Below are 12,917 nucleotides of genomic sequence, written 5' to 3' on the forward strand. Positions count from 1 at the left end.
GTATGCCAGCCACGGGGAAGTTTCCGAGAAAAATCAGCCCGGCGCGACAAAGCGCACCGGGCTTGGGAGCATCAGACGAAGGAATCGTCGTCGCCGAAGGAGGAGGAATCGTCGGAATAATCGCTGTCGGCAAAGCTGTCCGAGTTGTTGCTGCCCCAGTTGTCGTTGCCGGCAAACTTCTGGTCGTCATTGCCCCAGCCACCTTGATCGCTGGCCGGTGCCGGTTGCTCGATGATTTCTTCCACCACCTGCGGCTGCTGGTTGTGATGGAACAGGCTGCTGATGCCTTCCGCCAGCAACACACCGCCGGCCACGCCAGCGGCGGTTTTCATCGCACCGCCGAGGAAGCCGCTGCCAATCGGGGCGGCGGCAGCAGGAGGCTGTTGATAACTTTGTTGCGGCGCAGGCGCCTGGTTGAACGACGGCCGCGCCGGTTCACGCCAGCCGCCCGTAGACGCAGGAGCGCTCTGGGCCGGTTGCTGCTCACGGGAACCGCCACCGCCAAAGATGCTCGACAGAAAACCACCGCTGCTCGGCGCTGGCTGGGCCGATTGGGATTTGGCTTGTTGCAACTCTTCCTGCAACTGCTGGATCTGTTGCGCCTGTTGCTTGTTCTGCGCGTCGAGGCTCTTGAGCGCGTGTTCCTGCACCAGGATCGACTGGGTCATGTAGTACCCGGCCGCCGGTTGGCGCGTCATATGCTCCTTGATCCGCGCTTCGGCCAGGGCGTCGCGGGGGGCTGAGTCCGTTTCGGCTTGTTGCAACCGTGAAAACAGTCCATCGATCAGGGTTTGCTCTTCGCTGTTCATGGCGACCTCGTTAGATTGCCGGTAGAAATCGTGGTCCCGCCTGGAGTCAGGCTGAGGTACATGCTAGTTATGGGGGTGTTACGAGTTGTTTCAATGGTCTTTACTCAAGGTTTACGTTTGCTTACGTCCGGTCACGATCGGTTAAAGTGTTGCCCTTGCTTTCAGGCCTGCGATGAACTTGATGAATCCGTTAGATGTACTGCGCGACTCCCTCCGCTTCACTCAACGCAACCTGGGCGCCATCGTCCAGCTGTGCCTGCCGTTGGTGATTCTCGAAGCCTTGCTGCAACAAGTGCTCAACCACGTGGTGGGCCCCGATGCCTTCCCCGGTTTCAGCGTGGTGGTGGGGTTGTTGGTGTACCCGCTGTACACCGGCGCGTTGATCCTGTTTCTCGACGCCCGCACCCGAGGCGAATCGCCGCGCACCAAGGATGTGTGGGCCATGGCCCTGACCCTGTGGCCACGTTTCGCGCTGCTGACGGCCATCAGCACCTTGCTGATCCTGCTCGGGTTGTCGTTGTACTTCCTGCCGGGCCTGTGGCTGATGGTGGTGCTGGCCTTTGCCGAATACCTGCTGGTGCTGCGCGGCATGACGGCGCTGGAAGCGATCAAGGAGAGTTTTCGCCTGACCCGCGGGCACTTCTGGCGAATCCTCGTGTGCCTGCTGTGCGTGATGACGCCGCTGTGGCTGCTCAAGGGCGCCAGTGTCGCTGCCTATCCAGAGCCCGCGCCGTTGCTGGGGCTGGTGATGGACAGCGCCCACAGCTTCCTGCAACTGTTCACCAGCGTGGTGCTGTTCCGTTTATTCATGCTGATCGGTGGCGATGCCGACGCGCGGTGATATGCTCCTGGCACCTCTGAAACGCCATAAGCCGAGCCGATGACCCGTTTATTGCGCATCACCTTACTGGGCCTGCTGATTCTCGCAGGCTTGCTCACCGCCCTGATCTACAGCCTGACCTGGCGCCCCGCCGACAAGGAAATCCTGCCCGTCAGCTGCGTGGCGCCGCGTGCGCCGACCCTGTTGCCAGGGCAGGCGCTCAAGGTCATGACCTGGAACGTGCAATACCTGGCCGGCAAGAACTACGTGTTCTGGTACGACACCGCCGACGGCAGCGGCCCCGATGAGCGCCCGACCGTCGAAGACATGGCCTTCAGCCTGGACGAAGTGGCGCGGGTGATCCGCGACGAGCAGCCCGACCTGCTGCTGTTGCAGGAGCTCGACGAAAACGCCAAGCCTTCCCACTACCAGGATCAACTGGCCCTGCTGCAAGAGCGTCTGGTCGACCTCTACCCGTGCAGCGCCCAGGCCTTCGACTGGAAAGCCGATTTTGTCCCCGACCTGCACATTTTCGGCAGCGTCGGCCGCAAGCTGGCGACCCTGAGCCGCTACCAGATCGAACACGCCGAGCGCCTGCAATTGCCCGCACCCGAGGCGAACATCTTCAGCCGCCAGTTCCAACCCAAACCGGCTCTGCTGCTGACCTACCTGCCCCTGAGCGACGGCGGCCAACTGGCGGTGCTCAATACCCGCCTGGACGGCGATGCGCCTGGGCGCAGTGCGGTGCAAGAGCAGGTCCAGGCCACGGTCAAACTGCTGGATAAATTCGAAGGCCGTGGCACGCCCTGGCTGATCGGCGGGGATTTCAACCTGCTGCCCCTGGGCCAATTCCTACGCCTGGACGCCAGCAAACGCGGGCAATATTCGCCGGACAGTGAGCTGCACCTGCTGTGGGACAAATACCCGATGATCCCAAGCAACAGCCAATCCAGCGGCATCGACCGTGAGAAATGGCTGACGAACTTCCCCAACGACCCCAGCCTCGACGGCCCGGATCGCACCCTCGACTACCTGTTCTACAGCCCGCGCCTCAAGCGTGTAGAAGCCCGGGTGCGCCAGGACGACACCCTGCGCATCTCCAACCACCTGCCCGTGATCGCCCGCTTCCTACTCCCCACCTTGTAGTGAGCGGGCTTGCCCCGCGCCGGGTGGCGCAGCCGCCCCAATCCCATGCACCTCGGTCTCCCTGAAACACCGCGGCGGACCATTTGGGGCGGCTGCGCCACCCGGCGCGGGGCAAGCCCGCTCACCACATTGTCCTTTTTAAGGGGACAATAAATCTCGAATCAGCCTAATTGTCTCTCACTCGACCAGGCCGTAAATTTCCCCCAAGCCAGCACGCAGACAGCCAGAGGCGCTGAAGCGGCCTTCCAATTCCAATACTTCAAGTGAGCCCAAACGACATGAACACCCTCAACAAAGCCCTGACCGCCACCCTCCTCGCCCTGTCCATCGGCAGCGCTTTTGCCGCCGAAACCGCGGTGCCCGAGCACCAGACCCAGGCGTTCCTCAACGCCCTCGCCGCCGGCGGCGGTCGCCCGTTGGAGCAGCTGAGCCCCAAGGATGCACGGGCCGTGCTGACGGGTGCGCAGAACTCGGTGAAGGTCGACATGTCGGGCATTCAGGTCAGCGACAAGACCATCCAGGCCGACGGCCAGCGCATCAAGCTGACCATCGTGCGCCCTGCCAACGTCAAGGGTGAGTTGCCGGTGTTCATGTACTTCCATGGCGGCGGCTGGGTGCTGGGCGACTACCCGACCCACGCCCGCCTGATTCGTGACCTGGTGGTGGGCTCCGGCGCCGTCGCGGTGTATGTGGACTACACGCCGTCGCCGGAAGCGCACTACCCGACCGCGATCAACCAGGCCTACGCCGCGACCCGCTGGGTCGCCGAGCACGGCAAAGAGATCAACGTCGATGGCACGCGCCTGGCGGTGGCCGGCAACAGCGTCGGCGGCAACATGGCGGCGGTGGTGGCGCTCAAGGCCAAGGAACAGCACTCGCCGACACTGCGCTTCCAGCTGCTGCTGTGGCCGGTGACCGACGCCAGCTTCGACACAGCGTCATACCAGCAGTACGCCGAAGGCCACTTTCTCACCAAGAACATGATGAATTGGTTCTGGGACAGCTACACCACCGACGCCAAGCAACGCGCCGAGATCTACGCTTCGCCGTTGCGCGCCACCCCGGCACAGCTGACGGGCCTGCCACCGGCGCTGATCCAAACCGCCGGGCTGGACGTGTTGCGCGATGAAGGCGAGGCCTACGCCCGCAAGCTGGACGCGGCGGGTGTGGACGTGACGGCGGTGCGCTACAACGGGATGATCCATGACTACGGCTTGCTCAACCCACTGAGCACTGTCCCGCAAGTCAAAGCGGCGATGCGTCAGGCCGCAGGTGAACTGAAAGCCCACCTCAACTGATCCAAACACCGTCCTGTAGTGAGCGGGCTTGCCCCGCGCTGGGTGGCGAAGCCGCCCCAATCCCATGGCACCTCGGTCTCCCTGAAACACCGCGGCGGACCATTTGGGGCGGCTTCGCCACCCGGCGCGGGGCAAGCCCGCTCACTACAGATTTTATTTGCGCGGTTTGATGCGGGCGGTGGCTTCGGCTACCAACGGGTCATCCGGCCAGTAGTGTTTCGGATAGCGGCCCTTCAGATCCTTCTTCACTTCGGCGTAGGTACTGCGCCAGAAGTTCGCCAGATCTTGCGTCACCTGCACCGGCCGTCGCGCCGGGGACAGCAGGTGCAGCTTGACCACCTGACGCCCGCCGGCGATGCGCGGCGTATCCGCCAGACCAAACAGTTCCTGCAAGCGCACCGCCAGAATCGGCGGCTGCTCGCTGTAGTCCAGACGCACCGACGAGCCCGACGGCACTTTCACATGCTGCGGTGCCAATTCGTCCAGGCGCTGGGGCAGCGGCCAGGGCAGCAGGTTGTGCAAGAAGCTGGAAATATCCAGGTTGGCGAAGTGGCTCAAGCGCGACACTTTGCCCAGGTACGGCATCAGCCAGTGTTCGAGGCTGGCGAGCAAGGCACTGTCACTGATGTCTGGCCATTCGCTGGGTTTGCCGGCGTCGAGGTGGCGCAGCAGCATGACGCGGGCTTGCCATTGGCGCAGCTCGGGGGTCCACGGCAGCAACTCAAGGCCTTTGCGTCGCACCAGGTTGACCAGCGCCTGGCTGCGCGCAGATTCGTCGAGGCCGGTGAGCGGCTCGCGGCTCAGCACCAGTTCGCCGACTTTGCGCTGGCGCTCGGCGCGCAGCACGCCTTCGCGTTCATCCCAGTCGAGTTGGTCGACGTTGCGCACTTGCTCGGCGAGCACCGTGTCGAACAGCGTCGGATCAAAATCCGCCGCGAGGTAGATGCGTTCTTCGCGCTGGCCCTGGCGGCTGCCGAGGTCGGCGATCACCAGCCAGGCTTGTTTCATCAGGCTGTCAGCCTCGGCAAACAACGCGGCGCGGCCGTTGGCCAGGCGGTATTCGGCGCCACCGGGGCGACGTTGCTGGGCGACGCGGTCCGGGTAGGCCAGCGCCAGCAAGGCGCCGAGCCAGCGCGGGTGGTCGGGGTCGGCCACTGCCTGCCTGGCCTGGCCCCTCAGGTAGCCACGGTATTGGCGCGCCAGTTGCCTGGCCCGTTGCACGCCGCCCTGGCCACCGCGTGCGCGTTCTTCACCGGACAGCAGCGCCAGGCGGCTGTGCAGATCCGCGCCGCCACCGCGCAAAATGTCGCGCTCGCCCAACAGCGCGGCGACATCACACGCGGTGGCCGCCAGCCCCAGGTCCTGCCCGCGCAGTAGCAAATGGGCGATGCGCGGGTGGGCCGGCAGCTCGGCCATTTTCTGGCCGTGAGCGGTGAGTGTGTCGTCATTCAAGGCGCCGAGACGTTCGAGCAAATCCTGGGCCTGGGCGTACGCAGCGGTGGGCGGCACATCCAGCCAGACCAGTTGCGTAGGCGTGACGCCCCAACGCGCCAGTTGCAAGGCGAGGCCGGCGAGGTCGGCGGCGAGGATTTCTGCACTGCCGTAGGCGGCGAGGCCCTCGTGCTGGTCTTCGGACCACAAGCGGTAACACACTCCCGGTTCCAGGCGCCCTGCCCGACCGGCGCGCTGGGTGGCACTGGCGCGGGAAATGCGCTGGGTGTCGAGACGGGTCATGCCGCTGCCCGGGTCGAAACGCGGCACCCGCGCCAGCCCGGCGTCGATCACCACGCGCACGCCGTTGATGGTCAGGCTGGTCTCGGCGATGTTGGTGGCCAGCACCACTTTGCGTTTGCCGGCGGGCGCCGGGTCGATGGCCGCGCGCTGCGCGTTGAGGTCGAGTTCGCCGTGCAGCGGGCATAACAGCACATCGCTGCGTTCAGCGAGGGCGTCAGCCAGTTGCTGGTTGACCCGCCGAATCTCCGCCTGACCGGGCAGGAACACCAGCACACTGCCGCTTTCATCGTGCAGCGCGTCAAGGATCGTCTGCACCACGCGCGGCTCGATGAACTCCCCGGCCTGATACGGCCGGCCCCAGCGCATCTGTACCGGGAACATGCGCCCTTCGCTGCGCAGGATCGGCGCGTTGTCCAACAGCACAGACAAGCGTTCGCCTTCAAGGGTGGCGGACATCAGCAGGATTTTCAGCGGCTGCTCATCGCGAAACAGTTCGCGACCGTTGAGGCTCAGGGCCAGGGCGAGGTCGGCGTCGAGGCTGCGCTCGTGGAACTCGTCGAAGATCAGCAGGCCCACGCCGTCGAGTGCCGGGTCTTCCTGCAGGCGGCGCGTGAGGATGCCTTCGGTGACCACTTCGATACGGGTGTTGGGGCCGACCTTGCTGTCGAGGCGGATGCGATAGCCGACCGTCTCGCCGACTTTTTCGCCCAACTCGCTGGCCAGCCGCTCGGCTGCCGCGCGGGCGGCGAGGCGGCGTGGTTCGAGCATCAGGATGGTTTGCCCGGCCAGCCACGGTTCGTTCAACAGGGCCAAGGGCACACAGGTGGTTTTACCGGCGCCGGGCGGTGCTTCCAGCACGGCTTCATGGCGATTCGCCAAGGCGTCACGCAGGGCGGGTAAAACATCATCGATGGGCAACGAATTCATACTGGCTCCAAAGCAGAGCGGCGAGTATAACGGCGAACTGCCGAGTACCGGTGATGGTCACAGAAACGGTTAAATGTGGGAGCGGACTTGCTCGCAAATGCGGTCTGTCAGTTGATGGATAGGCGACTGATACTCCGCATTCGCGAGCAAGCCCGCTCCCACACTGGATCTTCGTCGCTTATAGTCCCGTATCAATCGTATTCAGGAGATTCCCCATGCGTATCGCTTCCCGTGTCATCGGCGGTGTCCTCGCCGTCACCCTGCTGAGCCAATTGACGGCCTGCGGTTCGATCTTCTACCCGGACCGCCGTGGCCAGATCGACGGCAAGATCGACCCGGCGATTGCCGTACTCGATGCCGTGGGCCTGCTGTTCTATGTGATCCCCGGCCTAATCGCCTTCGGTGTGGACTTCGCCACCGGCGCGATCTACTTCGAACCGGGCAAGACCGCCCAGGTGGCCCCCGAGAAGCTGCACGAAGCCATCGGCGCCGACGGCAAGGTCGACAACGCCAAGCTGCAATCCATCATCCAGAAAGAAACCGGCCGCAACCTGCCGCTGGACGACCCGCGCCTGATCCAGTTCAAGGGTAGCGTGCAGCAACTCGCCTCCCTCGGCCTAAAACCCGCCGCCTGAGGTTCGACCCGCCTATGACCAGCAGTCCCGAACACGCCAGGCTTCTGCGCCTGGCTACCCGCGCCTCGGTGGGCGTGGCGTGTGCGTTGATTATCACCAAGGCCATCGCCTGGTGGCTCAGCGGCTCGGTGAGCATGCTCGCCGGGTTGACCGATTCGTTGCTGGACGGGGTGACCTCACTGCTGAATCTGCTCGCGGTGCATTACGCCCTGCGACCGGCCGATGACGATCACCGTTACGGCCATGGCAAGGCCGAATCACTGGCAGGCATGGCCCAGGCGCTGTTTATCGGCGGCAGTGCGGTGTTGATTGCGCTGCAGGCGTATGAACGCTTGCAGCACCCGGAACCGGTCGGTGCGCCGTGGTTGAGCATTGGGGTGATCATCTTTTCCCTGCTGCTGACCGTGGCCTTGCTGATGCTGCAACACCGGGTCGTGCGCGAAACCGGCTCCAACGCAGTGCGCGCCGACTCGCTGCACTATCGCTCGGACTTGTTGCTCAATGGCAGCATCCTGGTAGCCCTGGGGCTCGCGGCATTTGGCTACCACCAGGTGGATGCCTGGTTTGGCTTGGGCATCGCTGTTTATATCCTGTGGAGCGCCATCCATATCGCCCGGGAAAGTTTTGCGGTGTTGATGGATGAAGAGCTGCCGCCGGACGTCAGCCAGCACATGCTGGAACTGGCCCGTGGCGTGCCGGGGGTGTTGGGCGCGCATGACTTGCGCACGCGCATTTCGGGCAACCACTGGTTTGTGCAGTTGCACCTGGAGTTGCCGGGGGAGTTGACCTTGTCCGTGGCCCACGCCATCAGCGACAGGGCCGCCGATGCCATTCACGACGCCTACCCGCGTGCCGAAGTGCTGGTGCACGCCGACCCGCAGGAAGTGGTCACCGGCAACAAGGCCTAGTACTGCACCTGATAGCCGCGACTGCTCAGGCAGTTGCCCTGGGCCTGGCGGTAGGTTTGCACCACCGCCGGGTCGGGGGCATAGGTGACTTGCTGTGGATCAAAGCCGCTTTGCTGCACGGCCCAGCGGTAACAGTCGTAGCCGTCCTGCTGCACCTGGGCCGGTGACTGGCCGTTGGCGGGATACGCCACCACGTCATACCCGTTGCCCTGGGGCGCCGGCTGGGCGACCGGGACTTCGGTCGGCGGTTGCACCACCACATACTGCTGGGTGCTGCTTTCATAGGTGTAATAGGCACCGGCCGCGAGGAAGAACAACGCGCTGCCCACCCACACTTCCCGCGCGTAGTCCGGCAGATATTGCACGCGGATGCCGTAAGGCGGCGTCACCACCACGTAGCGCGGGCCTTGCGGGCGATACCAGTAACCTCCGGAGAAGAAATAGTCCTGGCCACGGTAAGGCACGCGGTAGTGGCGGTCGGGGAAGCGGTCGATGACATACCCCGGGCGATGCTGCGGGCCTGGGCCCCAGCCATTGCCGTGGCCATCGGGGCGGCCGGGCCAATGGTTATCGCCAGGCCGGTTATTGTTGTAACCACCGCCGTTGTAACCCGGACGCGACCCGGGGCCGCCGGCCTCCCAGTGTGGGTTGCCGTCGTTGCGGCGAGGGATGTCGCGGTAATTGCCCTGACGCGGCTCCTGGGTCTGGCGCACGGTATCGGGACGGCTCTGGATCGGCAGGTTGTTCGACGGCTGTGGCTGTTGCACCGGCCGGCTCGGTTCATTGCCCGGCTGACGACCTTGCCAGTGGTCGTTCTGGCCACTGTGCTGTTCAAAATGCGGATTCTGTTGGCGCGGCTGATTGTTCTCTGACCGTGGCTGGTTATTCTCCGGCCGTGGCGCATTGTTCTGCGGGCGTGGCGGTTCATTGCCCTGCTGTCGGCCGCCGCCCTGGCCGCGCTCATGCTGGCCACCGCCTTCAGGACGCGGTGTGTTATCACGCTCGTCGGCCATCACGTGGGCGCCCACGGCGACCATCAGCAAACCTACACCTGTCAAACGCCAGATGCGCTTCATGCTATTCCTCACTGCGGATTGGGGCCTGTCCATGAGACTGGAAAAGCGCGGCCCGGTTCTGAGACAGGTTATCAGTCACGAGAAGTATTTTCGTGGGCAAAAGAAAAGGGGTGACCCGTCGGCCACCCCTTGAGAACTTCGTCCGTGCTCAACGCTTTTGACGTTGGCTCACCTCACGCCGTCTTGTGGACAGTGTGCAGCCTGGAGGCCAACTCAACCCTGCTGGGGTGGCGGCCGCAGCGGGCCTGATTGGGCGAGCTGCTTTGGACTGTTGTCCAGGCGGTGATTCTGTTGATAAAGATACCTGCTAGCGCCCGGCAGATGATTGCGAAGATTGCGTCAATAAACAGTGCTTGCGCAATTTTTAACCCTTCATGGATAATTCACCGCAATAGTTACGACAAAGGCCAACCCAATGAGCAAGCTTGACCGATACGACCTGAGTATTTTGGCGGAATTGCAGCGCGACGCGAGGATCTCCAACCAGGAGTTGGCCGAACGCATCGGCTTGTCGCCTTCGCCGTGCTCGCGCCGGGTCAAGCAGTTGGAAGACGACGGCTACATCGCCCGCCAGGTCGCCCTGCTCGACCGCAAGATGCTTGGCCTTAGCCTTACGGCCTACGTTCTGATCGGCATGGACCGACATACACCGGAGCGTTTCGAGAACTTCGAGGCGGCGATCCGCACCCTGCCCCAGGTGCTGGAATGCAGCTTGGTCACCGGGATGGATGCCGACTATCAGTTGAAGGTGGTGGTGCCGGACATGGATCACTATCAGAAACTGCTGCTGGGGCATCTCACCCGCATCGACGGCGTGACCAGCGTGCGTTCCAGCTTTGTGCTGAACCAAGTGCTCAATAGCACTGAGTTGCCGCTGACTCACCTGAGAACCTGAGATCACCACTAAACAAATGTGGGAGCTGGCTTGCCTGCGATGCAGGCAACTCGGTGTGTCAGCAAAACCGAGGTGATGCTATCGCAGGCAAGCCAGCTCCCACATTTTGACCGCGCTCGACGCAGATCAATGTAGTGCCTGCGCCCCTGCCTTATACTCCCCCGCCTGCCTTTGTCGGAAATGCCCCCATGAACAACATCGACCCCGCCCTGTTTGAAGAATGGATGATGACCGGCCTGGTCACGATCCTGATCATTTTCATGGGTTTTATCGTCTGGGACTTGGCGAAGAAATCCAAGGCCGGACGCTTTGGCTCGTTCATCCTGTTTTTCGTACTGGGCCTGGGCGTGGCCGCGTTCATCATCAAGAGCGTGGTGATCGGCCTGATCGAGTCCGGCGCCCTATAGGCGCGCCGGCACTTCCTTCCATTGGCCTTGATCCAGGCCGTCGATCGACCAATCGCCAATTCGTACACGCACCAGACGCAACGTGGGCAAGCCCACCGCTGCGGTCATACGCCGAACCTGACGATTTCTCCCTTCACGAATCACCAATTCCAGCCACGTCGTGGGCACGCTTTTGCGAAAGCGTACCGGCGGGTTGCGCGGCCATAATTCGGGCTCGTCCAACTGCCGGGCTTGGGCAGGCAAGGTCATGCCGTCATTGAGTTCCACGCCGTCGCGCAGGCGTTGCAGTTGCTCGGTGGTCGGCTCGCCTTCCACTTGCACCCAATAGGTTTTCGCCAGTTTGTGCTTGGGGTCGGCAATGCGCGCCTGCAACTGGCCGTCATTGGTCAGCAGCAGCAAACCTTCACTGTCACGGTCGAGGCGACCCGCCGGGTAGATGCCGGGGATGTCGATAAAATCCTTGAGGGTCGTGCGCCCGCCTTCGTCGCTGAACTGGGTCAGCACGTCGAAGGGCTTATTGAACAGGATCAGCTTCGGCACGGCCGGTGGCGCCTTGGCGACACGCCGTGCGGCGCAATACGGGGGTTTCACGCCTGGGCGACGCGAATCGGGACGGGTGGGACGGGACATGGCAAGGAACATCTAACGGTCAGGACCAACAATGCTAGTGGCCTGACCGTTAAATGACCATCCCAACCGCTTAGCGGAACGGCGGCTCGTCAAAGCTGCGCAGTTTGCGCGAGTGCAGTGAGTTGAGTTCGGTGCGCAGCAAATCCACCGCGGCGATGCCGATCTTCAAGTGCTGGCTGACTGCACGCTCATAAAACGCGTTGGCCGAACCCGGCAGCTTGATTTCGCTGTGCAGCGGTTTGTCCGATACGCACAGCAGGGTGCCGTACGGAACCCGCAAGCGATAACCCTGGGCGGCAATGGTGCCGCTTTCCATGTCCACGGCAACGGCGCGGGACAGGTTGATCAGCGGCCGTTCCTGGGCCCAGCGCAGTTCCCAGTTGCGGTCGTCGTAGGTCAGTACGGTGCCGGTGCGCAGGCGTTTTTTCAGCTCTTCGCCTTTTTCGCCAGTGACATTGGCGGCCGCTTGTTGCAGCGCCATTTGCACCTCGGCCAGGGCCGGGATCGGAATGTTCGGCGGCACCACACGATCGAGAATCCCGTCGCGGCGCATATAGGCGTGGGCCAATACGTAGTCGCCGATGGTCTGGGATTGGCGCAGGCCGCCGCAGTGGCCGATCATCAGCCAGCAATGCGGACGCAGCACGGCAAGGTGGTCGGTGATGTTCTTGGCGTTGGACGGGCCGACGCCGATGTTCACCAGGGTCACCCCGTGGCCGTCGCTGGCCTGCAGGTGATAGGCCGGCATCTGATAGCGGTGCCAGACCACGCCTGCGGCAATCGCCGACGCTTCGCCATGGTCCATGGCCTTGTCGATCACCACGTTGCCCGGCAGCACCATGCGGATAAAACGCGGGTCGCTGCGCAATTGTTCCAGGCCATGCAGGATGAACTGGTCAACGTAGCGGTGGTAGTTGGTCAGCAGGATCCACGGCTGCACATGGCGCCAGTCGCTGCCCGTGTAGTGCACCAGCCGGCGCAGGGAGAAGTCCACGCGGGCCGCATCGAACAGTGCCAACGGCAGCGGGTCGGTGTTTTCCCAGTCGTAGAGGCCATCGGCGATGCCATCGGTGGCGGCCGACAGGTCGGTGCTCGGGAACACGCGGGCCAGGGTCGCGGCAGTCACGCCGGAGCCGGCCAGTTCGTCGCCCTGCTCCACCACGTACGGGTACGGGATGTTCTGCTCACTGACGCCCACTTCCACCGTCACGGTGAAGTCGTGCATCAGCGGCACCAGTTGCTCCAGCAGGTACTTACGGAACGCGGCGGGATGGGTCACGGTGACGCTGTAGGTTCCAGGCAACTGGACCTTGGCGTACGCCCGGGTCGTCTGTGGGACTTCGCCGTGGCAGTGGTAGGTCAGGCGCAGTTCCGGGTAGCGGAACAGCGCGCGTTGTTCGGCGTCGGGTTCGACGCGGTCCTTGAGGTATTGCTTGAGGGCTCTGTTGAGTGCGCCGGTAGCACGCTCATGCAGGGCCGCCAGCCGGTCCACGGCTTCTTCGGCGGATTGAACGACAACAAAAGCTTCGGTCACGGTAAGCATCCTGTGTTCTGACGTGCAGGCCTTTATCTTGCCTGTATCCCAGCGCCACTGAAACAGCGGAGTTGGAATGCATTCAATGTGGGAGCTGG

General features: G+C 63.4%; 12 protein-coding genes. 7 read left to right on the plus strand and 5 right to left on the minus strand.

Features of this window, described 5'->3' with window-relative positions:
- Positions 1-71 precede the first annotated feature (71 nt).
- On the minus strand, positions 72-809 hold the full coding sequence (locus tag LIY36_RS11800) for a DUF2076 domain-containing protein (RefSeq protein WP_226455790.1): 738 nt from the start codon (positions 807-809) through the stop codon (positions 72-74).
- A 181-nt stretch (positions 810-990) separates the two neighbouring features.
- Between LIY36_RS11800 and LIY36_RS11805 the strand changes: the two genes are divergently transcribed.
- The 3 genes from LIY36_RS11805 (at position 991) to LIY36_RS11815 (ending at position 4,073) form a co-directional block, all read left to right on the plus strand.
- Entirely contained in the window at positions 991-1,650 is a 660-nt protein-coding gene (locus LIY36_RS11805) for a YciC family protein (protein ID WP_192299007.1), read from the plus strand.
- Positions 1,651-1,689: 39 nt separating this feature from the next.
- Positions 1,690-2,775, plus strand: coding sequence for an endonuclease/exonuclease/phosphatase family protein (locus LIY36_RS11810; protein ID WP_226455791.1), 1,086 nt, complete (start codon positions 1,690-1,692; stop codon positions 2,773-2,775).
- A 278-nt stretch (positions 2,776-3,053) separates the two neighbouring features.
- Positions 3,054-4,073 carry an alpha/beta hydrolase gene (locus tag LIY36_RS11815; protein ID WP_226455792.1) on the plus strand — a complete coding sequence of 340 codons (1,020 nt, stop codon included), beginning with the start codon at positions 3,054-3,056 and terminating at the stop codon, positions 4,071-4,073.
- A gap of 153 nt (positions 4,074-4,226) precedes the next feature.
- On the opposite strand, the gene hrpB is transcribed toward LIY36_RS11815, so the two are convergent.
- Positions 4,227-6,734 (minus strand): ATP-dependent helicase HrpB, encoded by a 2,508-nt coding sequence (hrpB, locus tag LIY36_RS11820; RefSeq protein ID WP_226455793.1) that lies wholly within the window; start codon positions 6,732-6,734, stop codon positions 4,227-4,229.
- Between the two features lie 215 nt (positions 6,735-6,949).
- On the opposite strand from hrpB, the gene LIY36_RS11825 reads away from it, so the two are divergent.
- Together LIY36_RS11825 and LIY36_RS11830 are read left to right on the plus strand one after the other, a co-directional pair.
- Positions 6,950-7,369, plus strand: coding sequence for a polyribonucleotide nucleotidyltransferase (locus LIY36_RS11825; RefSeq protein ID WP_192299011.1), 420 nt, complete (start codon positions 6,950-6,952; stop codon positions 7,367-7,369).
- Positions 7,370-7,383: 14 nt separating this feature from the next.
- Positions 7,384-8,277 (plus strand): cation diffusion facilitator family transporter, encoded by an 894-nt coding sequence (locus LIY36_RS11830; protein WP_226455794.1) that lies wholly within the window; start codon positions 7,384-7,386, stop codon positions 8,275-8,277.
- Here LIY36_RS11830 and LIY36_RS11835 read toward each other — a convergent pair.
- On the minus strand, positions 8,274-9,353 hold the full coding sequence (locus LIY36_RS11835) for a DUF6515 family protein (RefSeq protein ID WP_226455795.1): 1,080 nt from the start codon (positions 9,351-9,353) through the stop codon (positions 8,274-8,276). The two genes, LIY36_RS11830 and LIY36_RS11835, sit on opposite strands and share 4 nt — an antisense overlap.
- 415 nt (positions 9,354-9,768) lie before the next feature.
- Between LIY36_RS11835 and LIY36_RS11840 the strand changes: the two genes are divergently transcribed.
- Both LIY36_RS11840 and LIY36_RS11845 read left to right on the plus strand, forming a co-directional pair.
- A complete protein-coding gene (locus tag LIY36_RS11840) occupies positions 9,769-10,248 on the plus strand; it encodes an Lrp/AsnC family transcriptional regulator (RefSeq protein WP_017735654.1) in 480 nt (159 codons plus the stop codon).
- A gap of 197 nt (positions 10,249-10,445) precedes the next feature.
- Positions 10,446-10,655, plus strand: a complete 210-nt coding sequence (locus LIY36_RS11845; protein WP_025999909.1) for a DUF2788 domain-containing protein — start codon at positions 10,446-10,448, stop codon at positions 10,653-10,655.
- Here LIY36_RS11845 and LIY36_RS11850 read toward each other — a convergent pair.
- Complete coding sequence (locus LIY36_RS11850) at positions 10,650-11,285, minus strand: pseudouridine synthase (RefSeq protein WP_226455796.1); 636 nt, start codon at positions 11,283-11,285, stop codon at positions 10,650-10,652. The two genes, LIY36_RS11845 and LIY36_RS11850, sit on opposite strands and share 6 nt — an antisense overlap.
- A 70-nt stretch (positions 11,286-11,355) precedes the next feature.
- Positions 11,356-12,828, minus strand: a complete 1,473-nt coding sequence (gene amn, locus LIY36_RS11855) for an AMP nucleosidase (RefSeq protein WP_192299014.1) — start codon at positions 12,826-12,828, stop codon at positions 11,356-11,358.
- Positions 12,829-12,917 lie beyond the last annotated feature (89 nt).

The organism is Pseudomonas sp. AF03-9 (assembly GCF_020515815.1).
In the GTDB taxonomy this organism is placed as follows: domain Bacteria; phylum Pseudomonadota; class Gammaproteobacteria; order Pseudomonadales; family Pseudomonadaceae; genus Aquipseudomonas.